This window comes from Pantoea sp. 9140 (assembly GCF_000745295.1).
Classification (GTDB): domain Bacteria; phylum Pseudomonadota; class Gammaproteobacteria; order Enterobacterales; family Enterobacteriaceae; genus Pantoea; species Pantoea vagans.
The window spans coordinates 460,838-486,716 of the sequence record NZ_JQNO01000002.1 but is presented as its reverse complement, the minus strand read 5'-3'; the positions used below and the strand labels follow the sequence as shown (position 1 = coordinate 486,716).

The following is a 25,879-nucleotide window of genomic DNA, read 5'->3' as shown; positions in this document are numbered from 1 at the left end:
TTAATGAACGCTTTCGATCTTCAGAACCCCAGGGTTACGGGTACGTCTGCTCTGCAACGCCCACTCCAATTCTCCTTACTGGCCGTCATCGTCGCCTCGTCACTGGCACATAATGTCGCCCGCGCCGCAGAAACGTCCACACCGGCTGCCAGCAGCGAGCAGACGCTAACGGTCAGCGCATCAGCTGATGATGCCGTGACAACGTCACCCCATACGGATTACAGCGTTCCGGTGACTCGTGCCGGCACCAAGATGCTGGGCACCGTACGTGATGTGCCGCAGTCCGTCAGCATCGTCAGTACTCAGCGTATGGCCGATCAGCAGCTCCAGTCACTGAATGATGTGCTGTCCAACACCACCGGCATTCATGGAATCAGTGGCGATATGGACCGCACCAACTACTATGCGCGCGGCTTTCTGATCGATAACTACATGGTCGACGGCATTCCTACCGCCTTTGCGGAGCGCTGGAATCTGGGCGATGCACAGACCGATATGGCGCTGTATGAGCGTGTTGAAGTGGTACGCGGGGCGACCGGGCTATTGACCGGGCCGGGCAATCCGTCTGCTGCCATCAACATGGTGCGCAAGCATGCGGACAGCAAAGAGTTCGGTGGCACCGTTTCCGCCAGCTACGGCAGCTGGAACAAGCAACGCTACGTGGCCGATCTTTCCGCGCCACTCAGTGAGTCCGGCAATGTTCGTGGCCGCATGGTCGCCGGCTGGCAGGACAATAACAGCTTCATTGAGCGTTATGGTGCTAAAAAACAGTTTATCTATGGCGTGGTTGACGCTGATCTCACCGACTCTGCCACGCTGTCGGTGGGTTATGAGTTCAGCCAGGTCAATACAGACTCCACGATGTGGGGCGGCGCACCGCGCTGGTACACCGACGGCACGCAGATTCATACCCGACGCGGCTACAACACGGCGCCGGACTGGGCCTACAACGATAAAGAGAACCGTAAAGTCTTTGTGAACCTGAAGCAGGACTTCGACAACGGCTGGAACCTTACGTTAAACGGCACGCACACCGATATGCGTCTGGACAGTAAGCAGATCTATCTTGATGGCTATTTCGATCGCAACACGGGCGCGGGCGTCTCTTCCTATGCCAACTATCCTGTGGTGGGCGGAACCGGTTATAACACCGGGAAGCGCAAAGTCGATGCCGTCGATGCCTTTGCCAGCGGCCCGTATGAACTGCTGGGCCGTCAGCATGAGCTGATGGTGGGCGTCAATTATACCCGCCAGGATAACAAGTACTTCAGCACCTTTGAGAATATTTCCTCTGAGTCGCTGGGCAACTACAACGATTTCAATGGCCAGTACCCGGAGTCAGACTGGACGCCACGTCTGCCCGCCAGCGATACCCAGCTGGTTCGCCAGAAGTCGACTTACATGGCGACCCGCCTGTCGCTTGCCGATCCGCTGCACCTGATCCTTGGCGCGCGTTACACCAACTGGAATCGTGAAACGCCAGGCGGGGAAGCGGAAGAAAATAACATCACCCCGTATGGCGGGCTGATTTATGACTTTGCTGAAAACTGGTCTGCTTATGCCAGCTATACCTCGGTCTTCCAGCCTCAGGATTATCGCGATGCCAGTGGCGCTTATCTGTCGCCGGTTATCGGGAAAAACTACGAAGCCGGGCTGAAATCTGACTGGATGGACAGTCGCCTGACTGCTTCTATTTCTGTATTCCGCACCGAACTGGATAACGTCGGAGAAGCCACCACCCAGACCATTCAGGGTTCAGGCGATGTGGCCTACATTGGCCGTAAAGGCGTAGTGAGTCGTGGCGTCGAGTTTGAAGTCAATGGCGCATTGACCGACAACTGGCAGATGACCTTTGGCGGCACACGCTACATAGCGGAAAACCGGGATGGCAGTACCTTTAATCCACAGTTACCGCAGACCAGCTTTAATCTGTTCAGCAGCTATCGCCTGCCGATGCTGCAGCAGCTTACGCTGGGCGGCGGCGTGAACTGGCAGACACATATCTGGAACGACGTCGGTGGACCGGAAGGCAACGGCACATGGCGCGCCCGTCAGGGCAGCTATGCACTGGTTGATCTCTTTGCACGCTATCAGGTGAACAAAAATCTGTCTCTGCAGGGCAACCTCAATAACCTGTTCGACAAAGAGTATGACACCAACGTGGCCAGTTCTGTTGTTTACGGCCAGCCACGTAACTTCGCGGTAACCGCCAGTTACACCTTCTGATTTATCTGTGGGTAAGCCTGTGAAAAACGCCTCGGTTGAGGCGTTTTTTTATTATCCAGCCCGCTATCTCTCGCCGCTGTTTGCACAATTTTTCCAGAAAAAGATTTCTGAGCACAGTCAGGATTATCGTCCGACAGCAAAGTGCAATGTTGCCTGTGCATTTCGATGATTCATATCAGCAACCCTTTATCTATATTCATATTAATGAAGCCTCTGCCGGCATTTTTACATCAGCTTAAGGCGTATTAAGTACTCGGGAACAAGCAGGTTTCTGCGTTTCCAGCTTGTCAACGCTCAGCCATTTTGAAAGATGGTTTCCATAATGGAAACAGTCAGGAGCCAATGGAGCGCATGTTATTTCACGCGTGCCGTTTGACGAGGCGGCCAGAAAACATCCCAATGCAGCGGCAGCACTGGATCTACTTTACCGCCACCTCAGACAGGGCGATTTCAGTGGTCCTGACGATCTCAGGGCGCTTTATGCAAGCCTTGATCGTATGACGTATCGCGCTAAATGGTGGGTCATTGACGTCAGTGGCAACCATTTGCGCGTGATATTCTTCGCGGATTTTGAGCGCAGCAAAATCTTCATCAAGCATATCTGCACTCACGCTGAGTACGACAAGCTTGTTAAGAAATATCGGGAGGTAACCGAATGAATACTGAAGCTATCAGGCTGTCAAATCAGCTGGCAGAAGCGGTGCCGCTGCTGGCCGGCAGCAACCAGCGACATGATTATGAAGAAGCACTGGAACTGGTCGAATACCTTATTGAACATGAGCCGGATAATCCGCTGGTAGATTTGCTTTGTGCCCGCATTGCTCATTATGAAGATAATGATCCTGCGATGGCCGACTTTAATAGCCGCCAGCGTGAAATTAGCACCGGACCTGGCGTCCTGAGGGTACTGATCGAGCAGCACAATCTCAGCCTGAGTGACTTTGAAAATGAAATTGGCAAAAAGTCGCTGGTCAGCCGAATCCTCAGCGGCGATCGTCAGTTGACCGTGTCACACATACGGGCATTGTGCGCGCGGTTTGGCCTGTCACCATCGTTGTTTTTTTGATTTAAGACGACGCCAAAGGCCGATCAAACGCCAAAAGTCATGATGCTTTATCACTCCGATTAATAAAAAAAACGCCTCAGCCGAGGCGTTTTTCATCACAACGCCGGCCCGCACTTCACGTAAAACGCAGGGCCAGATTAAACCCTTCACCTGACTCCACGACGATCGCCTCCGTCTGCTCCTGATACGCAATATCACCTGCCTGTAGTGCGTTTCTGACCTGGGCGAGATCGCCGGTCTCAAAACCCAGCGCAACCATCCGGGCGCTGCCATCATAGTCTTCTGGCAGCGGACCGAAACGACGTTGCGCATACTCTGCTGACGCAAATCGAACCGTGGCGGCACCGGCACGCAGGACAAAGGCGCCTTCAGGGCAGGCAAGCACTTTTGCGGCACCAAAGAGACGACTATAGACCTGAGCCGAGTGCGCCGGGTCCTGCGCCACAATGACAAATTCACTGATGTTCCGCACGCCATTGGGATGGCGTTGCCATGCAGGCTGCCATACCGCTTCAGGCGTCAGGTGCTGGCAAAAAAAGCTGCGGCCATTGGGTATCAGCGAAGGGCGCAGCCGCACGGTACGAAAGCGCGCTTCAGTGACCGTACCGTCGGGCAGATCGACCGGACGATGAAAAGAGGCGGGTGGATCGCCATCCAGATCCTGACGTTCCAGATGCTGAAACTCACTGTCGGCGTCACTGCTTTTCCACACCAGGCCACTCAATCCCAGCGGCGATTGCCAGAGATCGGCGCGCTGGCTGCCTTTGCCGGGTTCATAACCGAGCAACTCAAGATAATTTTCGCCAAAGATGGCCAGATGATTACTCGAACCCAGCGAATGATGACCGCGCTCTGTGAGCTGAAAGCCAAGCCGCCGGAAGCGCGCGCTGGCGCTGTCGAGCTGGTCGGCCACGTTAATCACTGCGTGATCCAGAATCGGTTGCGGAACCGGAACAGACATCGCTGCACTCCTTTTTTTGGTCATTGCGCCGCCACAATCTGCAACGCGCGCGGGACCAGCTGCGTGAAGTATTCTACTGCCGGGCCGATCAGTGCTTCATCCGGATCGAAGGCGGCGTGATGCAGGCCAAATTCGCTGGCGCTGCCGATACTGACAAAAGCGCCCGGCACCTGTTGCAGATAGAAGGCAAAATCTTCTCCGCCCATCTGCGGCGACTCAGCATGCTCCGCGAGATAGCCGCTCTGCTGAGCGACGTCCAGTGCCACATCCACCCAGCCTGGCGTGTTAATCAGGGCAGGCGGCCCCTCGGTCCACTCCAGTTCAGCGGTCGCGCCAAATCCGGCGGCGATGCCCTGAATCAGCGAGCGGATGCGGTGTGGGATCTGCGTCCGGATCTCACCATTGTGGGTGCGCACGGTGCCCTCCAGCTCAACGCTTTGCGGCAACACGTTCCAGGTATTCCCGGCGGTAAAGCGCGTCACGCTCAGCACCACCGTCTCCAGCGAGCTGAACACCCGGCTTGGCAGCGTCTGTAAAGCGGTCACAATATGGCTGGCAATCACGATCGAATCGATGCCCTCCTGCGGTCGTGCCGCATGCGCGCCTTTACCTTCAACGCGGATCACAAAGCGATCGACGTTGGCATAAAACGCGCCTGCCCGACTACGCAGCGTACCGAGCGGCAGGTCGGGCGTATTGTGCAGGCCGAATATCGCCTGTACGCCTTCGAGCGCACCGGCATCAATCAGCTGACGTGCGCCATTAAACGTCTCTTCAGCGGGCTGAAACAGAATCCGCACCCGGCCTGGCAGCGTGGCTTCCTGCTGTTTAAGCTGCAGGGCGACGCCCAGCATTACTGCGCTGTGAACATCGTGACCGCAGGCGTGCATGACGCCCGGCGCCTGAGATCGCCACGGGCGATCGGTGATTTCATCAATCGGCAACGCATCAATATCCGCGCGCAGGGCAATCAGTGATTCGCCGTGACCGATTTCTGCCACCACGCCGGTTTTTAGTCCCAGCGGCAATAGCCGGATACCCGCCTGTTCAAGCCAGCCGGCAATACGCTCAGTTGTGGCAAATTCATGGTTTGAAAGTTCCGGATGCTGATGCAGTTCGCGACGCCACTGCACCAGTTGTTCAGTTAAAGGCAATGTCATGTTTATCCCTGTTATTCCGGCAGAAAAGGCTCGCCCAGCGTCAGCATCAGGCGATTGGCCCAGGCAAAGAAGGCGGTGGACTGAATCAGGTCGAGCAGGTCGAGCGTATCCAGACCCTGCTCGCGCAGTGCAGCAATCTGCGACTGCGTAGGTTGCGCAGGGGTCAGCGACAGCGCTGCCGAAAAGGCGATGATCGGCTGCCAGCGGGCAGTGTGTCCGTGGGATAACACTGCGCCGGGCGCGACATTCAGCAGCTTCTGTATTGCGTCATCATGCTTTGAAAGCTGGCTGGCTTTACGCGCATGAACCGAGGCGCAATAAATACAGCCGTTGACCTTACTGACCACGGTGGCGGCCAGCTCACGTTCGGCGCGCGGCAGCCCGCCAGCGGTGTAGAAAATGCCTTTGTCGGTCAGGGTACGCTGCTCCAGCAGCGGCAGGTTACGCCCCAGCAGACGGAAATAGTCGGAATCGGTGTGACCAAATTTTGCCAGTGTCGCCTGCTCCTCCTCACTGAATTCAGCCAGCGGTCTGGCGGGCAGCCACGGCTCCCAGCCGAGTTCCTGCTGCGTAAACGCGGTCAGCGCCGTTTTGCCGCTGGCGGTCTTCAGTGCCTCATGCCAGTGACCGGCGACGACCGGTGCCGCTTCAGCCGCGGCTTCATGGCCCTGCAGGCTGCGCAGGCCTGTGATTAACCGGCTCTGAAAACTGACGAACGCCACCAGCTGCGCCAGCGTGACAATGCCACGCGGACTCCAGCCCGCCTGCTTCAGCGTCTCCAGATGGGCAGGTGTAGCGGCAACCGGCTCGAAGGTGAGGCGATGCGCGAAATCCAACGCGGCGCTAATCCGATCACTATCGGGCACGGGCTGCTGCGGCTGATAGTGCGTCTGCAGCTCCGACCGGGCATGCCAGCCAGCGACCTTTGCGGCCAGAAGACGCCGCTCGGCTAACGGAAAATCGTCATCGCCCTGGTCAAATAACACGTTGTAGCTGCCCTGGGCATGGCGCGTCGCGGCATGACGTGTCTGGCGCGCGTGGGCCAGTGCGGAAGCAAGATCGATATCCGCCAGTGCGGTAATCAAATCGTCAGGTTGACTCATGAAATTCTCCTGTCTGGTTCGCCAGCAGCACGAAGTGCGGGCGCAATATGTCCGGCAATCAGCTCAATCGAGCGCAGCGTGTCGGCATGCGAAGGCTCTGCTGAATGCACCTGGAATGAGATGTCGGTGACGCGAGGCAGCACGCTGTCCTGCGCCAGCGAGCGCGCGACCTGATCGATGCCGCCAACATGGGCATCAAACTGTGCCAGCAGGTCATCAAAGCTTTCCCCGCGGATTTCGCCACGGTATTGAGCAGCCTGCTTGCGAATGCCCGGTTCAGCGATCTGACGTGCGTAGTGGTCTGAATCCGCGACAAAGGCAGTGCGGGAGGCAAGAATACGAGGCTCAATTCCCGCCGGAAGTGCCGCAAGATAGGCATCAATCAGCGGATTCTGCAGCGCATCGAGCGGACGTTCTGCCTGGCCTGCTGGCCGTGGCTGGGTGCGCGACAGCATCAGACCGTGTCCGCCCTGGCCGGCACGGATTGCGCCCTCAACCGAGAAGGTGGCGATCCAAACCCGTCCGGCAAGCTGCGGCGCGGCGGGCCAGAGATGATTGTCCGGATGTCCCAGCGAATCACCGCGCCAGGCACTGAGTAGCGTATGCAGATTGTCTGCAAATGCCGCGCCGCGTTCGGCAAACGTCAGGCGAAAGGGTAAAAACGAGTCCGGCGTGCCGCCCGATCCCAGCCCGATTTCCAGCCGTCCGTCCGACAGCAAATCCAGTACTGCGGCATCTTCTGCGACCCGTAGCGCATTTTCCATCGGCAGCGTGATGATGGCAGTGCCGAGCCGGATGGTGCGGGTATGAGCGGCGGCGTGCGCCAGAAAAACCAGCGGCGATGGCAGTCCACCCTCATCCTCATGAAAGTGATGCTGAGCAATCCATGCTGTATCAAAGCCACAGCGCTCGGCATGCTGAATCTGTTCTGTAGCCAGCTGATAGCGCTGTTTAGCCGGGACGTTATCCAGCAGTCGGGTAAAAAATCCGAGACGTCGGCTCATGCTGACTCCTTGTGCGTTAACGGAACGAGCGGAGGGATCGCACCAATCAGTTCACGCGTGTAGGGATGCTGAGGTGCGCTGAATATCGTGACAACGTCACCTTGCTCCACCGCTTCGCCCGCTTTTAAAACGGTGACGCTGTCGGCAATCTGTCGCACCGTCGCCAGATCGTGCGTAATAAACAGATAGGTCAGCCCCAGTTCGGCCTGAAGCTGCTGCAAGAGGTCGAGGATTTGTGCCTGTACCGTGACATCCAGCGCCGAAGTCGCCTCGTCCAGCACCAGGATTTCAGGCTCGCAGATTAGCGCCCGCGCCAGGGCTACACGCTGTCGCTGGCCGCCTGAAAGTTCATGCGGCTGACGTGATAACAGGGAGAGTGGCAGTGCCACCCGCGAGGTGATCGCTGCCACCCGTTCGCGGCGCTGGCTGCGGTTCAGCTTGTCAAAGTTACGCAGAGGTTCTTCGATAATTGAATAGAGCGTCTGGCGGGGATCGAGCGAGGCAAAGGGGTTCTGATAAACAAACTGGATCTTACGGCGCAACTGTCGCAATGCCTCGCCGCGCAATCCATTGACCACAATGCCGTCCAGCGTCACTGCGCCACTATCGACGGTTTCAAAGCCCATAACGATGCGTGCCAGTGTCGTTTTGCCGGATCCGGATTCGCCGACCAGCGCATGCGTGGTGCCGCGTGCCACCTGAAAACTGACGTTGTTCAGTGCATGTAATCGCTGCTGTTTACCCAGCGAAAAGCTTTTCATCACGCCGGTTGCCCGGATTGCCGGGGCAGAAAATCGGGCGGCCGCAGGTTTAACGCGGGCGGGTCGATCCGGCGCAGCATCGTTCAGTAACTGGCGGGTGTAGGGATGTGATGGCGCGCTGATGACCTGGGGGGTGCGTCCCGATTCCTGAATCTCACCGTAGCGAAAAACAATGATGCGGTCTGCACGCTGCGCCGCCAGCGCCAGGTCGTGGGTAACGAACAGCACGGCGGTACTGGATTCCTGCCGCAGGTCATCCAGCAGATCGAGAATGCGCTTCTGCACCGTGACATCCAGCGCGCTGGTCGGCTCATCCGCAATAATGATCTCCGGCTGCAGGGCGAGGGCGATAGCGATCAAAACACGCTGCTTCATGCCGCCTGACAGCTGATGCGGAAACTGCTTAACCCGCTGTTCCGGGTGGCTGAGACCGACGCGGGTCAGCAGATCGATCACCCGCTGCTTGCGCTGTGCTGCCGGTAATCGCAGATGCAGGCGTAAAATCTCCTCTACCTGTTCGCCGACGGTTTTCACCGGATTCAGGGAGTTGCCAGGATCCTGCGGTACAAGGCTGATGCGCGCACCGCGCAGCGAGTCGAAACGCTTCTGTGACCACTGGCTGATATCGACGCCGTTGAGCCGGATTTCACCCGCTTCGCGGCGGCCGTTTTCCGCCATCAGACCCATAATGGCCTGTGCCGTGGTGGTTTTACCGGAACCGGATTCCCCGACCAGTGCCACCATCTCACCAGCGTGCAGTTCGAAGCTGACATTATGCACCACCGGCAGCCACTGGTTGCCACGGCGATAGCTTAGGGTCAGGTTGTTGACTGCGAGTAACGGCTGAGCGCTCATCGGCGTCCTCCTGAAAGTTGCTGACTGATGCGGTTCGCGGCGAGCACGACAGCCACCACCACCACACCAGGAAACGTGGTCATCCACCAGGCGGTAGCCAGATAATTACGCCCTTCAGCGATTAGCAGACCCCATTCCGGCACCGGCGGCGGCGTGCCGTAGCCGAGAAAGCTCAGGGTCGACAGCGCCAGAATCGCCTGACCAAACTGCAGGGCGGCATAGGCAATCACCGGCGTCAGTGCATTGGGCAGAATGTGACGCCACAGCACGCTAAAAAAGCTGCCGCCGCTGCCATAGGCCGCCTCGATATATTCACTGTGGCGAATGCGCACCACTTCGGCCCGCGCCAGCCGGGCGAAGCTGGCAATGGAGGCGATGCCCACTGCGAGCGCGGCGTTCAGGGTGCCGAAGCCGAGTAGTATCAGCACGCTCAGTGAGAGCAGCAGCGGCGGGATCGCCAGCAGCACATCCACGGCGCGCATCACGATCGATTCAGTTTTGCCGCCCGTGGCGCCCGCCAGGACGCCCAGCGCGGTTCCGGCCAGCAGTCCGATCGCTACCGCCATGACCGCAGCGGAAAGCGAATGTGACGCGCCGTAAACGATGCGGGCAAAGAGATCGCGGCCAAGCTGGTCGGTGCCGAGCCAGTGTCCGGCCTGCGGTGCCAGCCGCTGTGCGCCCGCGATGCCTTCCAGCGGGTTGGCCTGGGTAAAAAGGGCCGGGAAAAGGGCCGCCAGCACGGCCAGCAGCATCACGAATACGGCCAGCCACAGGCCCGGTGCGAAGCGGTAACGCCTGGACGGGACGGATTGCCGGGCGGCCGCGTAATCAACCAGACTCATGTTGCACCCCTTAAGAGTTGTAAGCGCGGATCAAACAGCGGCATCAGCAGATCGACCAGCAGATTGATCACCACAAAACCCAGCGCGGAGATCATCACTACCGCCTGCAATACTGCGACATCCTGATTGTTCACCGCCTGCTGCGTCAGCTGACCCAGCCCCCCCAGGCCAAACACCGTTTCGGTAATCAGCGCGCCGGCAACCAGTTCGCCAAGCAGCAGACCCGCCACGGTAAGCACCGGCAGCATGGCGTTACGCAGGATGTGCCGCCACAGGACATATTGCTCGCTGGCACCTTTGGCCCGCGCCACCGCCACGAAAGGCCGGGTGGAAACCTCATCAATGCTGCGCAGCAGAATCTGTGCCAGCGGCGCTGAGATTGGAACCGCGACGGTGATAATCGGCAGAATCAGTCCCTGCCACGGCGAGGGATTGATGACCGGGATCCAGCGCAGCTGGAATGAGAAGAGCTGAATCAGGGCGATGCCGAGCCAGAAGGTCGGCACGGAAATAAACAGCGCGGGCAGGGACTGCAGCAGATTACGCAGGAAGCGCAGAGCGGGCAGCCTTGAGAGGGTCGCCAGCACGAAAGCCAGCAGCGTTGCCAGCACGAATCCGCACAGCGCCAGTCGCAGCGTGCCGGGCAGGTTGCTGGTCAGCAGTTCACTGACCGGCACGCCCGCCTGTAACGAGTAGCCGAAGTCGCCATGCAGCATCGCCGCCAGCGTATGCAGATACTGTTGCCACAGCGGGCTGTCTGCGCCATAGGCCTGGCGCATCTCAGCAATCTGCTGGGGACTCAGACCGAGATCCGGATTCTGAAACTTGATCAGCACCGCATCACCCGGCAGCACCTGCAACAGCACGAATGACAGGGTAAACGCAGCCCACAGTACCAGCAGTCCCAGACCGGCGCGTTGCAGCAGATAGTGGCGCATCATTACCTCCGGTTACTGTTTTTCCAGCCAGGCACCATAGAGCGCCGGACGGCCTACCGCTTCAAAACTGACCCCTTTCAGCCAGGGCGCGCCCGCATAAACCTGCGGCTCTTCAAAGATAGGAATTACATAGGCCTGGTCCAGCAGATAGCGCTGAACATCACCGGTCAGCTGCAGTCGTTTTGCCGGATCAACTTCCGAGGAGACGTCCACCAGCAGCTGATTAAGTTTGTCATCACGGAAGTTTTTAACTTTGTCGCTGGAGCCACCTTTCTGCAGCAGGTTGTCGCGGTTAGCCGGATAGAAGCTGCTTTTGATCACGTCGGGATCGGCGCGGCCAACTTCGGTAACGTTAAGCGGCGTCTTCAGGGGATCCAGGTTATCCAGCGTTTTGCTGCCCGCATCACCGGCTTTGACGGTGAGGGCAACCCCCGCCTGTCGCCACTGCTGCGCGACCAGTTGCAGCACCTCTTTGTTCTGCGGCTGTGGCAGGGATTCATAGACGGTCAGAGCCAGTCGCTGGCCCGCTTTCTCCCGGATGCCATCTGCGCCCGGTTTCCAGCCCGCCTGGTCGAGCAATGTCTTCGCTTTCGCCAGATCAAACGTCAGTTTGTCCGCCAGATTGACGTAGCCCGCAGCGGTGGTCGCGACGACCGAGGTTGCCTGCGGATAGTTAGGAGAGAAGAGCGTTTCAACCACCTGCTTCGCATTAGTGGCGTGCAGCAGCGCCTGACGCACCCGGATATCACTCACAAGCGGGTTATCGGGGCGGAAGCTCAGGCTGTCGTTGACGCCACGGGTCGGCGCGGCATAAACCGGGAAGTTCTGATCTTTCGCCTGCTTCTCATCATAAGCCTGTACCTGACGAATCAGTCCCGCCTGGCCCGCCAGCAGCGCACCGATGCGCACGCTGTCTTCCGGCGTCACAATCACTTTAATTCCGTCGAGGTTAGCCGGACCCTGCTGCCTGATGTTTTTCGGGCCCCACTGGTACTCTTTGCGCGCCACCAGATCCACTTCACGACCGAGCTTCTCATCACTGACCACAAATGGCCCGGAACCAATGATATGCCGGGCATCACCCAGCTGATCGAAACTGCGTGTCAGAGTACTCAGGGACACCAGGCCGGAGCCAATGGTGGCGGTGCCCTGCAAAAATCCAGGCGAGGGTTTTTTGAAATAAAACTTCACCGTCAGCGGATCAATCACTTCACTGTGGTCGTAGTTATTAATCACTTCCGAAACCGGCAGACGCAGCGCTTTATTTCCCAGCCCGTAGGTATCAAAGTTTTTCGCCACCGCGTTAGCATCTAATGGCGTGCCGTCGGAAAAAGTCACACCAGGACGTAACTTAAACGTGTATTCGGTTTTATCGGCATTGGTGGTCCAGCTTTCCGCAATCCAGGGCTCAACCTGTAATGTTTCAGGATTCTGCCAGGTTAATTTATCGGTGATCTGATTAAGAATGCCGCCATTCGGGTAAAAGCCACCGGCGGGCGGATAGAGGTTGGTATGTGCCTGCTGTTCCAGATAAATCAGCGTGCCGCCTTTGACCGGCGCGGCCACTGCATTAAAAGTGAGAGTCCCGGCAAGTAATGTAAAAACCAGCGTCTGTGCGCGTGGTTTAAGGGGAAATAACGTCGTCATGGTGAATTCCTTTGTTATCAATTGCCTCAGCAGGCGGAATCATCATCGAATGACGCAACACACAGATAAAGTAACGATTTGGTCAAAGCTTATCTGAAAATAATAAATGCGAGAGTGAGTGGGAATTTATGAATGGTTTGAATATACGGAATGGCAAATAAACATCTGCCATTCCGCGGGTTCATATTTTCTTAACGGCCTGCAGGGGCGTTATTACAATTCGGCACATAATTTCCGCTGGCCTGCACGCAGGAACGCACTCACCAGACCCAGCCACAGCAGCCCGCAGATCAGGTTCACCAGGCTAAAGCCGCCGGTTCCAAAGCTGAAATACGCGGTTTTGGCGGCTTCAATGCCCAGTGCAATAATCAGGATGCTCACCATGCCCAGCATTGCCGCCACGCTGCCTTTTCCGGCATTGCTGGAATAGAGTGTCATGCGATACAGTCCGGCGTTAATCAGCCCGGTGCCGAAGCCGTAAAGACTCATTCCGGCGGTGAGCCACAGATAACTTTGCGGATCCAGCAGGGTAGCGACCGCCGCAATAGCCAGTCCGCAGACTACTGGCCAGGTACCAAGCCGTATCGGCTGTTCAATCGGCAGACGGCTGGATAAGCGGCCCAGCGTCAGGTTGCCCGCAATCATCGCGGCAAAGACCGGCAGCTGAAGCAGGGCATAGTCGATGCGGCTGAGTTGCGCGCCGTGGATCAAAATCACGGGTGATAGCGCCACCCAGGCGATGCAGGGTACGGTGACCAGTCCGATAGCCAGTGAACCACGCATCACCTGACGATCCTTCAGCAACGCCGCATAACCACTGATAATCGATCGCAGCGACAGCGGTTTCTGACGATCGCCTGCTGTTTCAGGCATGGCATACCACAGCCCGGCCAGCGCCAGCGCCGCAACCGCACCAATCAGCCAGAACAGGGTGCGCCATTCTCCCACGGTCAGAAAAGCCGCGCCAGCCAGCGGCCCGGCCAGCGGGGCGAGCAAGGCAACGTTGGCCATCAGCGCCATCATTTTGATGCTCAGCGACTCCGTGAACGCCTCCTGCACCGCTGCGTAACCCACCGCACCGATAAAGCAGAGGCTGATCCCCTGCAGAAACCGCAGCAGGACAAACTGCTCAATGCTTTGCACCCAGTGGGTCGCGATGCAGGAGAGCATAAAAAAGGCCACGCCGCTGAGCAGCACCGGACGTCGCCCGATACGATCCGAGAGCGGACCCAGCAGCCACTGCAGCAGTATGCCACCGAACAGATAGGCAGTGAGCGAGGTGGAGACCCACTCTGGCCCGACTTTAAATTCCTGGGTCACCAGCAGCATGCCGGGCTGGATCATGTCATGGGCGATATAGGTAGCAAACTCGAACAGCACCAGAGAAAGCGGAAAGATCAGATGTCGCCGGGTCAGCTTTGCCAGCGGTTGAAAAGAAGCCATTGAAGATTCCTGCAGTAAAACCATTAAAAAAGCGGCCACCAGGTGACCGCATAATTATTTAGTGACAGTGTAACGCTTAGCGCCAGCGGGCAATCGGGTTGACCAGCGTACCGGCGAACTTAAGGTTCTCGGCGGGATCGGAGAGGTTGATCATCTGCTGGTTATTCGCCAGCTGCAGGCGGTTCAGGCAGGAGCGGGTAAACTCGGCCGCGAACATGTCATAGCGCGCGAATTTAGTCGCATGCTCCGGATGCGCCTGCTGGTAATCCTTCACGCACTGCGCCACTGCCTGCCAGAAATCGTCTTCCGGCAGCGTCTCTGACTGATCGAGAATCGCGCTGATAAAGCGGAAGATGCAGTCAAACACATCAGTGAAGATGGAGAGCAACTTAAGCTCCTCCGGCACCTCGACGGCCAGACGCTGCACGCCTTCCGGCAGCACCGCGTCCGGGTTCATCACGGCGATCTCTTCGCCGATATCCTTCATATAGGCGCTGACCGGAACGTTGTTCTCCAGCAGCATGATCAGGTTTTCACCGTGCGGCATAAACACCAGATCGTGCTGATAGAAGCAGTGCAGCAGCGGGCTGAGATAGCAGGTCAGATAGCGTTCAATCCACTGCTTAGCAGGTAAACCGGAGTCCGCGATCAGCGCGGGCAGCAGTGGCTGCTGGTGGTGATCGACGTGCAGGAAAGAGGCCATCGTCATCAGACGCTGGCCCGGTTGCAGGCTGGCGGCTGGATTATCGCGCCACAGCGCAGCAAACATCTTTTTATAGGCGGAGTCGCCTTTGATCGCCTGCTCGTAGTAGCGGTTGTGATAGCCAACCGACGCAACTTCACGCAGGATGCGGAAATCACAGCGTTTCAGCCAGTCATCGCCCGCCACCAGCTGTTCCAGCCAGCCGTTTATCGCAGGTGTTGTCGCCATGTAGTAGGGTGACAGACCGCGCATAAAGCCCATGTTAAGTACTGACAGCGCGGTTTTCACGTAACGCTTTTCAGGCTGGCTGCGGTTAAAGAAGGTACGGATGGACTGTTGCGCCTGGTATGCGTCATCGCCGGTGCCGAGATAAACAATATCGTGATTAGCGATGTCCGCTGCAAACACGGTCAGCAGTTTGTTCTGCCACTGCCATGGATGTACCGGCATCAGGATATAGTCCTCTGTCGCCAGCCCTTTCTTTATCAGCTGCGCATTGAACTGTTCCACGGTAGTGTCGCCCAGCTCATCACGCATCAGCTGCTCATAGCTCAGCTCGCTGAGGCTGGAGAAATGGGCGTTGCGGCGGTGGACCGCGACCCAGATAAGATGTACGGGCGCGGCCGCTTCCGGCGCATAGGCCAGATAGTCCTGTGCATCGAAGCCAATACGTCCGTTGTTGGCAACAAAGCAGGGATGGCCTTCGGTCATCGCTGCTTCTACCGTCTGGAAATCGGCTGTGACCAGCGCCTGGCTGTCGGGGTTATTCTTCTGCAGCTTATAAACGCTGCTGCACAGCGTGCTGCTGATCTCTTCCATGTAAGTTGCCAGCAGCGCCTGCGGAATCCCGATCTCACCGTTAAACTCAACGATAAATTTCAGCGCATCCAGCGGCAGCGCGTGACCGTTCTCCTGCTTGCGCAGGGAATCTGCGTCGATCTCCCAGTGATCCAGCGCCAGCCGCGACGCCCGGAAATGGTAAGTTGCCTCACCGCCCGGCACCGCCAGCTGATAACTGCCATCGTCCGTTTCCTGCGGCGCAATGATTTTTTCATGCGCAAACTCAGCAACTGCTTTGCGGATCAGCATGCGGTTTGCCTGCGCCCAGTGGTCGCCCGTCAGATGCGTGCCGTCTGTCAGTGATGGGAGGATGTTCATGGTCTGCGACTCCTGCTGTAACGCGTGTTGATAATCTTCCCGCTGGCAGAAGGCCAGCCAGGCGGTTTTATGACCCATGTCGATGGTGTGCTGGTAGCGGAACCCGGCGTGCTTATTCAGCACGTGAATTTTTTCATTGCGCACGTCCGGCTCGACTACCACGCGACGCACCTCGGGGCGGCTGAACATGTAGTCCATCACCAGCGTGAAGACCTGCCAGCTGAAGGCTTTGATCGGCTTGCTGGCCGGGGCAATCAGAATGTGCATGCCGTAATCATCAGGCGCGGCCGGATAAAATTTACCGACCTCATCGTCGCCGGCGCGATAGCACTCAATCAGGCAGATGGGCTGATCGTTGCAGCAGCCAATCAGCGCGGCATGCGGATCCGTTGTCGTCAGCGTCTGGTAGAACGCCGCGACCTGCTCCAGGCTCTGCTGCTGCATGCCCCAGAAGCGGGCGTAATCGCGGGTGACCCAGCTGTGGATTAGGGGGGCATCGCTCTCCAGCATGGGTCTCAGAGTGAACGTGCCTGCGGGACGATCGGCACTGAACAGTGGGAGTGATTTCATTTCAGTGCTCCGATTTAGCCGGGAAGGTCTGGAAGGCGATCTGGCGCTCAATCGGGTAGACCTCGCGTCCGGTCAGTTCACGCAGCAGCACAGAGTTGCGGTAGCAGGCCATGCCGAGATCCGGCGTGACAAAGCCGTGAGTATGCAGCTCGGCGTTCTGCACGAAGATCTGATTATGATGATCGATGCTGTAGTTGCGCTGCACGTCGTAGCGACCTTTGTCATCCCAGCGCAGGCGTGCGGTAATGCCTTCTAAAAACATCGGCGGCTGATAGTGATAGCCGGTCGCCATCACCAGTCCTTCGGTGTGACGGGTGAAGGTGCAATCCTGCTCCTCCTGATGCAGCGTCAGTTCGAATTCGCCCTGTGGCAGCCAGCGCATCGCGGTCAGCGCCGAGTGGGTGAAGAGGTTGACGTTGAGATCACCGTCGAGCTGTTTCACATACATCAGGTCATAAATGTCATTAATTAAGCTGCTGTTGATGCCTTTATAGAGATTCTTATGGCGCGCATTCAGCTCATCACGGGTGGTGGCGGGCAGGGCGTGGAAATAGTCGACCCACTCTGGTGAGGTCATCTCTAGCGTAAGCTTGGTGTACTCCAGCGGATAGAAACGCGGCGCGCGGGTGATCCAGTTGAGCTGATAACCAAAGCGGTCAATATCGGTCAGCAGGTCGTAGTAGATTTCCGCGGCGCTCTGGCCGCTGCCGAGTACGGTAATCGAACGTTTCTGCTGCAGTTCTGCTTTGTTAGCCAGATAGTGGCTGGAGTGCGTCAGGCGCTGACGATGCGGCTGGCTGCACGCTGGCATCCAGGCTTTTGGCCCGGTGCCGAGGACCAGATGACGCGCCTGATAGCGTTGTTTTTCACCACTTCGGGTGTCGGTCACCTGAAGGTGATAGATCCCGGCGGCCTCATCATAGCTGACATACTCGACATGGCTGTTCCAGCGCAGATTAGAGAGTTTTGAGCTGGCCCACTGGCAGTACTGGTTATACTCTTTGCGCATCAGGAAGAAGTCTTCACGGATATAAAAAGAGTATAACTTTCCCTTTTCCTTCATGTAGTTGAGCAGACTGTACGGGCTGGTGGGATCGGCAAGCGTCACCAGGTCGGCCATAAACGGCGTCTGCAGATGCGCATTTTCCAGCATCATGCCGGTGTGCCAGTCAAAGCCCGGATTCTCATCCAGGAACAGACCATTTAGCCCCTCAACCGGCTCGCTCAGACAGGCCAGGCTGAGGTTGAACGGGCCGATGCCGATACCAATAAAGTCATAAACGGGATTATTCATTTCAGATCTCTCCATGATTCGCCGCACTCAGCGCAGAGGCACGCACCTGTTCGCGGCCATAGTGCGCAATCAGGCTCAGTACATCTTCAATGTCGGCCGTGGTCGTGGTGGGATTTAACAGGGTAAATTTCAGGTACTGACGACCGTCGACTTTGGTGCCCGCAATCACCGCATTACCGGAACGGAACAGCGCTTTACGGATGGCAGCGTTGATCTCGTCGATCTGCGCGTCGCTGGCATGTTTGCCGGGAACGTAACGGAAAATCTGGGTCGTCAGCTCAGGCGCATGCAGCACTTCAATGGCAGGATGCGCAGTTAACAGCTGGTGCGCGGCCTGGGTCAGATCTATCAGCGTATCGAAGGCGTCACCCAGCGCCGCCGGGCCCATCACGCGCAGTGTCAGCCACATTTTCAGGGCGTCAAAACGGCGTGTGGTCTGAATACTTTTGTTAACCAGATTGGGCGTGCCTTCCTGCTGCGCGCTGAGTGGATTCAGGTAATCTGCATGGTGCGTGACATGCTTCAGGTCATGGCTGTCGCGCACAAAGAAGGCGCCGCAGCTGACGGTCTGGAAGAACGATTTGTGATAATCGACAGTGACGGAGTCAGCACGCTCAATGCCGTTCAGCCGTGCGCGATGGTTTTCAGAGACCAGCAGGCCGCAGCCGTAAGCGGCGTCAACGTGCATCCAGAGACCATAATCGTCACAGAGACGGGCGATGTCGGGCAGCGGATCGATGCTGCCAAAGTCGGTGGTGCCGCTGGTGGCAACCACGGCAATCGGGATCAGCCCTTCACTGCGGCAGCGTACGATCTCCTCTTCCAGGCATTTTGCATCCATGCGGTAGTGGTCATCGTGATCAACGGCGACAACCGCGTCATAGCCCAGACCCAGAATCGCCATCGACTTCTGAATACTGAAGTGGCTGAGTTTCGAGGTAAACACCCGCCACTTCGACGCCGTCTCCGGCAGGCCGCGATGCTTAATCAGATGCCCCGGATGATGTTCCGCGCACCAGCTGTCACGCGCCAGCAGCATCGCCATCAGGTTGGATTGAGTGCCGCCGCTGGTAAAGATCCCATCCGATCCGGCAGGCAGACCAATACGGCCCAGCGTCCAGTCGATCACCTTCTGCTCAATCAGCGTGCCGCCGGCACTCTGATCCCAGGTATCAACCGAGCTGTTTACCGCCGCCATAATCTGTTCGGCCATCAGAGAGGGCAGCACGACCGGGCAGTTCAGGTGCGCAAGGTATTTAGGATGGTGGAACCAGACGGCGTCACGCAGATAGAGCTGACTCAACTCTGCCAGCGCGTCATCGTTATTGCCCAGCGGACGATCGAGATCGACATCGCTGAACTCCGCCGCCAGTTCGTGGGGCAGAATCCCGCTGAAAGGCTTCTCTACGCCAGTCACGGTGCGCGTCATCAGCGCCAGCACCTCCTGAGTCTGCTGCGACCAGGCCGCCAGTTGCTGATCGTTAAAAATAGCCGTTTCGGCTCCGCTGGCATTGGAGGCTGGCGCGAGGTCCAGTGCCGTCTGAGTGGATGAGCGTAAAAGCATTTTCAGTTCCTGTGCGTGAATACCAGTGACCCTGCCGACACAACGTCAGCAGCGTTAGAAATCCGCTCAACAACTCCAGTAAACATAAAACTAACTAACCAGATAAAAACCCTGACCATTACGTGGATTAGTGTTTTCACCTTAAAAAGAGAAAATACCGCATATTATTTGTGGATTTGGCAGCGTTTAACGCTTTGTTATATGCGGATGAGAGTGTAAATGTTAATCATTATCATTCAATTGTTTTGTTGTTAAATTTTATTTGTTAGTATGTCTAATGTTGAAAGTGTGATTCAGATCACTTTTTGCGTTCGGAATAGTCCTTTTTTTTAAGGGAAAACAGGACCGGGTTGAATCAGAAATGAGGGGGTGCATTAGTGTGTGGGTAAACAAAGGTGCGAAAACTGACAGAAACCGATATCAGGATGAGCGTGCTGCGGTCAGTCACCGTGGTAATAGCGGTGGTTCGGGCGAATCGGTCGGATATGAAGAACGGAAAAGGCAGAGAGCCTTTTCCGGTTAGCATTACAGCGCCTGATTACACTTCATTTGTTTCAGCAGGAACCTTCTTTTTAGCCATAAAGTTATAAACCACAAGCAGGCCAAAAATGCCGGTGATAATCAGGGTGATGGTTCCCTTATCCATAAAGTGCGCCATATTACCGAGCAGGATGCCTGTGACGCCAAAATCTGTATCCGAGAAAGTGGTGTTGGTCAGTCCAATCTGACCGAGTACCGGCAGCAGGGCGACAGGCAGGAAGGTGATCAACAGGCCATGCGCAAAGGCGCCGCAGATTGCTCCGCGTTTACCACCGGTCGCATTACCAAACACACCGGCTGTCGCACCACAGAAGAAGTGAGGAACCACACCGGGCAGAATCAATACCCAATGCAGCTGACCCAGGACAAACAGTCCGACCAGGCCACCGACAAAGCTGGAGATAAAGCCAACCAGCACCGCATTCGGCGCATAGGGGAAGACAATCGGGCAATCGAGCGCGGGTCTGGCTTCCGGCACCAGTTTTTCTGAAAAGCCGGTAAAGGCTGGGACAATTTCAGCCAGAATTAAACGCACGCCCTGCAGAATGATAAAGACGCCAGCGGCAAAGGTAATGGCCTGAATGAAGGAGTACACCAGGTAGTTCTGACCATTGCTGAAATTAGCCTCTACATACGCTTTACCGGCGGAGACCGACAGGATTAAATAGATAATCATCATTGTAAGCGAGATAGAGATGGTACTGTCGCGCAAAAAACTCAGGTTTTTTGGCATGTTCATCTCTTCGGTGGATTTCGATCCCTTACCCACCACAGAACCGATCCAGCCCGATAAGACATAACCAATGGTCCCGGTATGCGCCAGCGCGACATGGTCGCCTCCGATGATCTTACGCATATAGGGCTGGGCGATAGCCGGGAAGGTAGCCATCAGAATACCCAACAGCAATGATCCGGTGTAAATAAGCTGAAGACCTTCGAAACCAGCGACCGATAAAATAATCGCGATCATACAGGCCATATAAAACGTCACATGTCCTGAAAGGTAGATATATTTCAGTCGGGTGAATCGGGCGACTACGATGTTAGCCACCATGCCGAAGGCCATGATCATGGTGGTTGGCGCACCATATTTAGCCAGCGCGATAGAGACCATCGCTTCGTTATTTGGAATGATGCCCTGAACATCAAACGCATGCTTGAAAATGTCACCCAGTGGCGTCAGAGAACCGACCAGAACGGTCGCGCCACCTGCCAGCACCAGAAAGCCCAGAATGGTTTTTACCGTGCCCTTAATCACATCAGGAAACGGCTTCTTCTGCGCAATCAGTCCGAAAAATGCCACCAGCCCGACCAGGATTGAGGGCACTTTCAGTACATCGACGACAAACTGCAAAAGATTTTGAGTAAACATATTAACCTCGAGGGTAAGGCGTTTATCTGATTATTAGCGTCAGTTTTTCTCAAAATACTCGCGTATTTTCTGCTCCACTTCTTTCAGGTCGATAATATTGTTAATGATGATGACCTTCTGTTCTGGCAGGTTTGCGCTGTAGGCAATATCTTTTGCCATCACAAACACATCCGCCACGTCAGGAGTAACAGAACCAAGATCCGAATGTTCAACTTCCGCTTCAACGCCGATTGTTTTAAGCACTTTCTTGATGTTCATTTCCATCATAAAGCTGCTGCCCAGACCTGAACCACACACTGCCATAATCTTCATATCAAACCTCATTAACTGTTGATTAAAAGTCGCGTTTTAACGGGCTGTCAGACGCCTGATAAAATCGTCATAAGTGCGTCCTGGCTGCTTGCATTAAAGAGCCGTGCCATGATGTTTTCATCGGACAGAACGTCCGCCAGCTGGGAAATCATTTCGATATGGCTGTTACTGTCCGGTGCCGCAAACATAAAAATCGCCTTTACCGGATCGTTCTCTTCAGAGTCAAAATTCACTGCTGTGCCCAGCAGCACAATCGACAAGCCCAGCTTGTGTGCGCCTTCCTCAGGGCGCGCGTGAGGCATGGCAATCTGCGGCGCGATAACAAAAAAGGGACCAATCTCCTCTTTCTGTCGAATAATGGCATCAATATAATCCTGCGATATTGCGCCTTCAGTGAGCAGAGGCCGCCCGGCTATCGCTATCGCTTCCTGCCAGTTCGCAACGCGTTCAACGTACTGGACTTTCTCATTGTTTAACCACTTCGCCAGGTGTGACATCGTTTTGCTCCTCCTCAGAATGCCTGAGTATGTACAGTCAGTTTTTTTAAAACGCTCCCTCCGCCACTTTTCAACTGAGCCTTCAGACCACAGAAGCTCAGGATAATGAAGGCCATAAGATTATTAAAAGAGCCACTATTCATAGCGTTACGAAAAACTTAGTTGCTGACTACGGGCTTAAGGTTATATTTCATCTTCGTCATCACATCTGTACATGTTGAAGATGTCTAGTCATCCTGATGATGTCCTTCGACGTGTACGGACACAACCTGTAAAGTTAAAATATCGCTGAACAGCCTTAACATCAGTGCCAATTTGATAAGTTGGTCACATATTCAGGTAGCCGAAGTAGTACTTATCCGGCAATGTCAGGCAGAACTGTACTGACACGGATTGATGGCGTTTCACCTTCACGCATACAGGAAGAGATTCGATGGTTGATGGCATCACAGAAAAGCAAAAAGAGGTTGTAGATTACATCCTCAATAAAATTAAGGATGATGGCCTTCGCCCCGGAGAAAAGCTGGATACAGAAATATCCATCGCAAAAAGTATCGGTATTACCCGTGCGACGGTTCGTGAAGCGACACGTATTCTGGTTGAGCAGCAGAGAATTTACCGCGTTAAAGGTTCAGGTATCTTTGTAGGTTCTACTGAAATAAGCAGCCAGGCGCACCGATACCATGTGCTTTCACCATTTGATTTTCAGGCGCAACGAAAAGGTCATAAAGGCGTCAGGAAAATCATTTCGGTCAGCATAATTAAGGTCCCGTCTGCTGATATGGCGCAGGCGCTCCGTATTAAAAACAGCGATCAGATTTATAAAATTTTACGCCTGATGTGTTTCGATGATATCCCTGTGGCTCTCGAACATATTCATCTGCCGGTGAATATGTTTAATAGCCTTGAATTCAGCAAGCTGGAAGTCTCAAAATATGCCTATATTGAAGAGGTTACCGGTAAGAAAGTGCAGCTCAGGGATCAGCATCTGACGGCCATGAATGTCACGGATTCACAGACTCTGACGCTGCTTAACTTAGCGGCAGGGGATGCGGTCATTCAGCTCAATGAGACGGTTTTTCTTGATGATGGTGTTCCCTGTGAAGTAAATGTGGCGATTATTAACACCCGATATTTCCCGTTGAAGCAAAATTCACAGCGGCCTTAGTAACTATTATTTACGGTTAATTTTCCCGGAGAGAAAGACTATTTATAGAAGCTTCTTTTGACTATTTCTAAGGACTATCTCAATCTTATTACACTCTCTGGTCGTGATGCCGTTTATAATCTTCTACCTTGTGCTGAAAAATTCAGGTACTAAATCTTTGCAGCCGGATATTCCGCTAACACTAACAAAGACACTTTTCAGCTCTTCATACATAAGACGATTTTCTGCAAACCTTTGCCATTTAGCCGGTTTAAATCATATTAAAATCAGGCGGTGAACAACGTTTAACGCTGCCTGGCGGGCTGACATCCTGTTTCAGCGTCATTTATTTCACTGCCACTGCTCACTTCTCCCCATTATGACGAATTCAATAAAGCATAAAACAATATGATGTTTTACCAATAATCGACTGCGCAGCACACTGGTCCGCAACCGGAATGAACAAGGACCAGGTGAATGGCATATCGATTAAGTCTGTTAGACAAAGCGCCCGTGCTGCAGGGCGAGTCGCCTGCAGGAGCACTGCAGCGCACGCTGCAGCTGGCGCAGTTAGCTGAGGAGTGGGGGTATCACCGCTTCTGGCTGGCGGAACATCACAATACTGCACAGCTCGCCAGTCCTTCACCGGAAGTGTTGATTGCCTGGATCATTGCCCAGACCCGCCATATTCGTGTCGGCTCGGGCGGAGTGATGTTGCAGCATTACAGCCCGTATAAAGTGGCGGAAAACTTTAACCTGCTCGCCTCACTGGCACCGGGCCGCATCGATCTTGGTGTGGGCAAAGCGCCGGGCGGACTGCCACTTTCTACCCATGCACTGCAACAGGGTGTCGATGCGGCTAAAAAAGGCAGCTTTGCCGAACAGCTTCAGCTGCTGGATAGCTGGCTTAAACCTACACAGGTACAGCCTGATGACGAAAGTTTAGCCGCGACGCCGCTGCCATCACGTCCTGCTAACCGTTTTCTGCTGGGTGCCAGTGAAGAGAGCGCACGGCTGGCGGCCAGTCTGGGCTGGCAGTTCGTCTTTGCAGCTCATATCAATGGCGACCGCCAGTTGCTGGAGCATGCACTGAGTACCTTCTATCGCCTCAGTAACGGCCAGCGCGCACTGGTGGCTGTTCAGGTAGTGGTGGCCGACTCGCCCGCCGAGGCTGACCTGCTGGTTTCCACGCTGCGTCATTATCATGTGTCGGTGAAAGACGGGCCTGGCGTCAACGTCGGCAGTCTTGAACAGGCTGAGCGCTATGTGCGTCAGGGTGGATATCGCGATTATCAGATTGAGCCTCGCACGCCGTCACTGCTGAAAGGCACCGCAGCACAGGTTCATGCCCAGCTGGATGCGCTGCACCATAATTTCGACATTGATGAGTTCGTTATCGACACGCCGATTACCGAGCCGGTTGCACGCCTGCAGTCACTGGAATTGCTGGCTACGCATCATCCGGTTGCAGCCTGAGTCTGAGTGGAGAGTCATCATGAGCAATGCATCACAACTGATTGAATGGCGGCGTGAACTGCATACCTGGCCGGAACTGTCGGGTCAGGAGTTCGCCACCACCGCCCGGCTGCGGGGCTGGTTGCAGGCGGCGGGCATCCGGCTGCTCGACTATCCCCTTGAGACGGGTCTTGTGGCGGAAATTGGCAGCGGAGAGACCGTCATCGCGCTGCGCGCCGACATCGATGCGTTGCCGATCCATGAAGCGAGCGGCGTGCGTTTTCACTCCCGTCATCCCGGCGTGATGCACGCCTGCGGTCACGATCTCCATAGCGCGGTGATGCTGGGCGCGGCGTTACAGCTTAACGCCGGGGCCGATCAGTTGCCTGGTCGGGTGCGCATCCTGTTTCAGCCCGCGGAAGAGATAGCGCACGGAGCACGCCAGTTTATTGACGCGGGCGTGCTGGATGAGGTGCAGGCTATTTTCGGCATGCACAACGAGCCTTCACTGCCTGTCGGCACTTTTGCCACCCGCAGTGGGGCGTTCTATGCCAATACAGACAAATTTATTATTCGCGTTACCGGCAAAGGCGCACATGCCGCGTATCCGGAGCAGGGCGTCGACAGTATTGTCATCGCCAGTCAGATTATCCAGGCCTTACAGGGGCTCACCAGCCGCAGCTTCAGTGCGCTGGACAGTCTGGTGCTGAGCATTACCCGCATCGACGGCGGCAAAAGCTGGAACGTATTGCCGGGCGGCGTGGAGTTTGGCGGCACGGCCCGCACTCACGATTTGCAACTGCGTGCCGAACTGGAACAGCGGGTGCGTACGCTGGTTGAGCATTATGCCGAAGCCAATGGCGCGCAGGCGACCCTGAGCTGGCATCCCGGTCCGCCGGTGCTAATCAACGATGCGCACTGGGCAACCTTCAGCAGTGACGTCGCGCAGCAGGCTGGTTATCGGGTGCAGTCCGCCGAACTGCATCTGCTGGGTGAGGATTTTGCGTTCTATCTGCAACAGGTGCCGGGTGCGTTTGTCAGCATCGGCAGCGCCAGTGATTTTGGTCTGCACCATGCCAGCTTCACCCCGGATGAGGCGCTGATTGCCCCCGCCGCCGACTACTTCGCGCGACTGGCCCGCCAGGCGCTGCAACACCTCAATGCGCGATGTCGGGAAGCCATTCTGAACTGAATTCATCTGCAGCCCGTTAAAACACGGGGGTTCTGACAACCCTCGTCGGGCATCGCTACGACTAAAAAC

The 25,879-nt window shown here is 55.9% G+C and carries 21 protein-coding genes; 6 read left to right on the top strand and 15 right to left on the bottom strand.

What is annotated here, in order from left to right; translation table 11 throughout:
• Positions 1–3 precede the first annotated feature (3 nt).
• From fhuE to FA92_RS21530, 3 genes are all read left to right on the top strand, one after another.
• Positions 4–2,226 carry a ferric-rhodotorulic acid/ferric-coprogen receptor FhuE gene (fhuE, locus tag FA92_RS21540; protein ID WP_033785142.1) on the top strand — a complete coding sequence of 741 codons (2,223 nt, stop codon included), beginning with the start codon at positions 4–6 and terminating at the stop codon, positions 2,224–2,226.
• Between the two features lie 365 nt (positions 2,227–2,591).
• Positions 2,592–2,885, top strand: a complete 294-nt coding sequence (locus FA92_RS21535; protein WP_239780562.1) for a type II toxin-antitoxin system HigB family toxin — start codon at positions 2,592–2,594, stop codon at positions 2,883–2,885.
• Positions 2,882–3,292 carry a helix-turn-helix domain-containing protein gene (locus tag FA92_RS21530; RefSeq protein ID WP_013196321.1) on the top strand — a complete coding sequence of 137 codons (411 nt, stop codon included), beginning with the start codon at positions 2,882–2,884 and terminating at the stop codon, positions 3,290–3,292. The genes FA92_RS21535 and FA92_RS21530 overlap by 4 nt, the downstream gene beginning before the upstream one ends.
• Positions 3,293–3,407: 115 nt before the next feature.
• Here the strand turns inward: FA92_RS21530 and FA92_RS21525 are convergent, their stop codons facing one another.
• The 15 genes from FA92_RS21525 to FA92_RS21455 all read right to left on the bottom strand — a co-directional run bounded on the left by FA92_RS21525 (position 3,408) and on the right by FA92_RS21455 (position 22,016).
• The gene (locus tag FA92_RS21525) at positions 3,408–4,253 is read right to left on the bottom strand and encodes a VOC family protein (RefSeq protein ID WP_013196320.1); all 846 of its coding nucleotides are present in this window, start codon (positions 4,251–4,253) and stop codon (positions 3,408–3,410) included.
• 20 nt (positions 4,254–4,273) lie between these two features.
• Complete coding sequence (locus FA92_RS21520) at positions 4,274–5,413, bottom strand: amidohydrolase (protein ID WP_033785140.1); 1,140 nt, start codon at positions 5,411–5,413, stop codon at positions 4,274–4,276.
• An 11-nt stretch (positions 5,414–5,424) separates the two neighbouring features.
• Positions 5,425–6,516, bottom strand: coding sequence for an alkylhydroperoxidase domain protein (locus FA92_RS21515; RefSeq protein ID WP_033785139.1), 1,092 nt, complete (start codon positions 6,514–6,516; stop codon positions 5,425–5,427).
• Positions 6,513–7,520, bottom strand: coding sequence for a putative FMN-dependent luciferase-like monooxygenase (locus tag FA92_RS21510; RefSeq protein WP_033785137.1), 1,008 nt, complete (start codon positions 7,518–7,520; stop codon positions 6,513–6,515). Before FA92_RS21510 ends, FA92_RS21515 begins: the two co-directional genes overlap by 4 nt.
• Positions 7,517–9,136, bottom strand: coding sequence for an ABC transporter ATP-binding protein (locus tag FA92_RS21505; RefSeq protein WP_033785136.1), 1,620 nt, complete (start codon positions 9,134–9,136; stop codon positions 7,517–7,519). The genes FA92_RS21510 and FA92_RS21505 overlap by 4 nt, the downstream gene beginning before the upstream one ends.
• A complete protein-coding gene (locus FA92_RS21500) occupies positions 9,133–9,978 on the bottom strand; it encodes an ABC transporter permease (protein WP_033785134.1) in 846 nt (281 codons plus the stop codon). The genes FA92_RS21505 and FA92_RS21500 overlap by 4 nt, the downstream gene beginning before the upstream one ends.
• Positions 9,975–10,916: an ABC transporter permease gene (locus FA92_RS21495; protein WP_197061528.1), complete on the bottom strand. Its 942-nt coding sequence runs from the start codon at positions 10,914–10,916 to the stop codon at positions 9,975–9,977. The genes FA92_RS21500 and FA92_RS21495 overlap by 4 nt, the downstream gene beginning before the upstream one ends.
• A gap of 12 nt (positions 10,917–10,928) precedes the next feature.
• Positions 10,929–12,563: a TIGR04028 family ABC transporter substrate-binding protein gene (locus FA92_RS21490; protein ID WP_033785131.1), complete on the bottom strand. Its 1,635-nt coding sequence runs from the start codon at positions 12,561–12,563 to the stop codon at positions 10,929–10,931.
• A 213-nt stretch (positions 12,564–12,776) separates the two neighbouring features.
• Positions 12,777–14,006 (bottom strand): MFS transporter, encoded by a 1,230-nt coding sequence (locus tag FA92_RS21485; RefSeq protein WP_033785130.1) that lies wholly within the window; start codon positions 14,004–14,006, stop codon positions 12,777–12,779.
• A gap of 76 nt (positions 14,007–14,082) precedes the next feature.
• Complete coding sequence (locus FA92_RS21480) at positions 14,083–16,437, bottom strand: GNAT family N-acetyltransferase (protein ID WP_033785129.1); 2,355 nt, start codon at positions 16,435–16,437, stop codon at positions 14,083–14,085.
• Position 16,438: 1 nt separating this feature from the next.
• Positions 16,439–17,731, bottom strand: a complete 1,293-nt coding sequence (locus FA92_RS21475; protein WP_033785128.1) for a lysine N(6)-hydroxylase/L-ornithine N(5)-oxygenase family protein — start codon at positions 17,729–17,731, stop codon at positions 16,439–16,441.
• Between the two features lies 1 nt (position 17,732).
• Positions 17,733–19,295, bottom strand: coding sequence for an aspartate aminotransferase family protein (locus FA92_RS21470; RefSeq protein ID WP_033785126.1), 1,563 nt, complete (start codon positions 19,293–19,295; stop codon positions 17,733–17,735).
• A gap of 538 nt (positions 19,296–19,833) precedes the next feature.
• Positions 19,834–21,207, bottom strand: coding sequence for a PTS ascorbate transporter subunit IIC (locus FA92_RS21465; protein WP_013196307.1), 1,374 nt, complete (start codon positions 21,205–21,207; stop codon positions 19,834–19,836).
• A gap of 39 nt (positions 21,208–21,246) precedes the next feature.
• Complete coding sequence (locus FA92_RS21460; protein ID WP_003855084.1) at positions 21,247–21,519, bottom strand: PTS sugar transporter subunit IIB; 273 nt, start codon at positions 21,517–21,519, stop codon at positions 21,247–21,249.
• Between the two features lie 47 nt (positions 21,520–21,566).
• Positions 21,567–22,016: a PTS sugar transporter subunit IIA gene (locus tag FA92_RS21455; RefSeq protein WP_033785124.1), complete on the bottom strand. Its 450-nt coding sequence runs from the start codon at positions 22,014–22,016 to the stop codon at positions 21,567–21,569.
• A gap of 433 nt (positions 22,017–22,449) precedes the next feature.
• Here FA92_RS21455 and FA92_RS21450 point away from each other — a divergent pair, with 433 nt between their 5' ends.
• The 3 genes from FA92_RS21450 to FA92_RS21440 all read left to right on the top strand — a co-directional run bounded on the left by FA92_RS21450 (position 22,450) and on the right by FA92_RS21440 (position 25,810).
• Positions 22,450–23,184 (top strand): GntR family transcriptional regulator, encoded by a 735-nt coding sequence (locus FA92_RS21450; RefSeq protein WP_033785123.1) that lies wholly within the window; start codon positions 22,450–22,452, stop codon positions 23,182–23,184.
• Positions 23,185–23,640: 456 nt separating this feature from the next.
• Positions 23,641–24,639, top strand: a complete 999-nt coding sequence (locus FA92_RS21445; RefSeq protein WP_033785122.1) for an MsnO8 family LLM class oxidoreductase — start codon at positions 23,641–23,643, stop codon at positions 24,637–24,639.
• A gap of 19 nt (positions 24,640–24,658) precedes the next feature.
• Complete coding sequence (locus FA92_RS21440) at positions 24,659–25,810, top strand: amidohydrolase (protein WP_033785121.1); 1,152 nt, start codon at positions 24,659–24,661, stop codon at positions 25,808–25,810.
• The last annotated feature ends 69 nt before the right edge of the window (positions 25,811–25,879 follow it).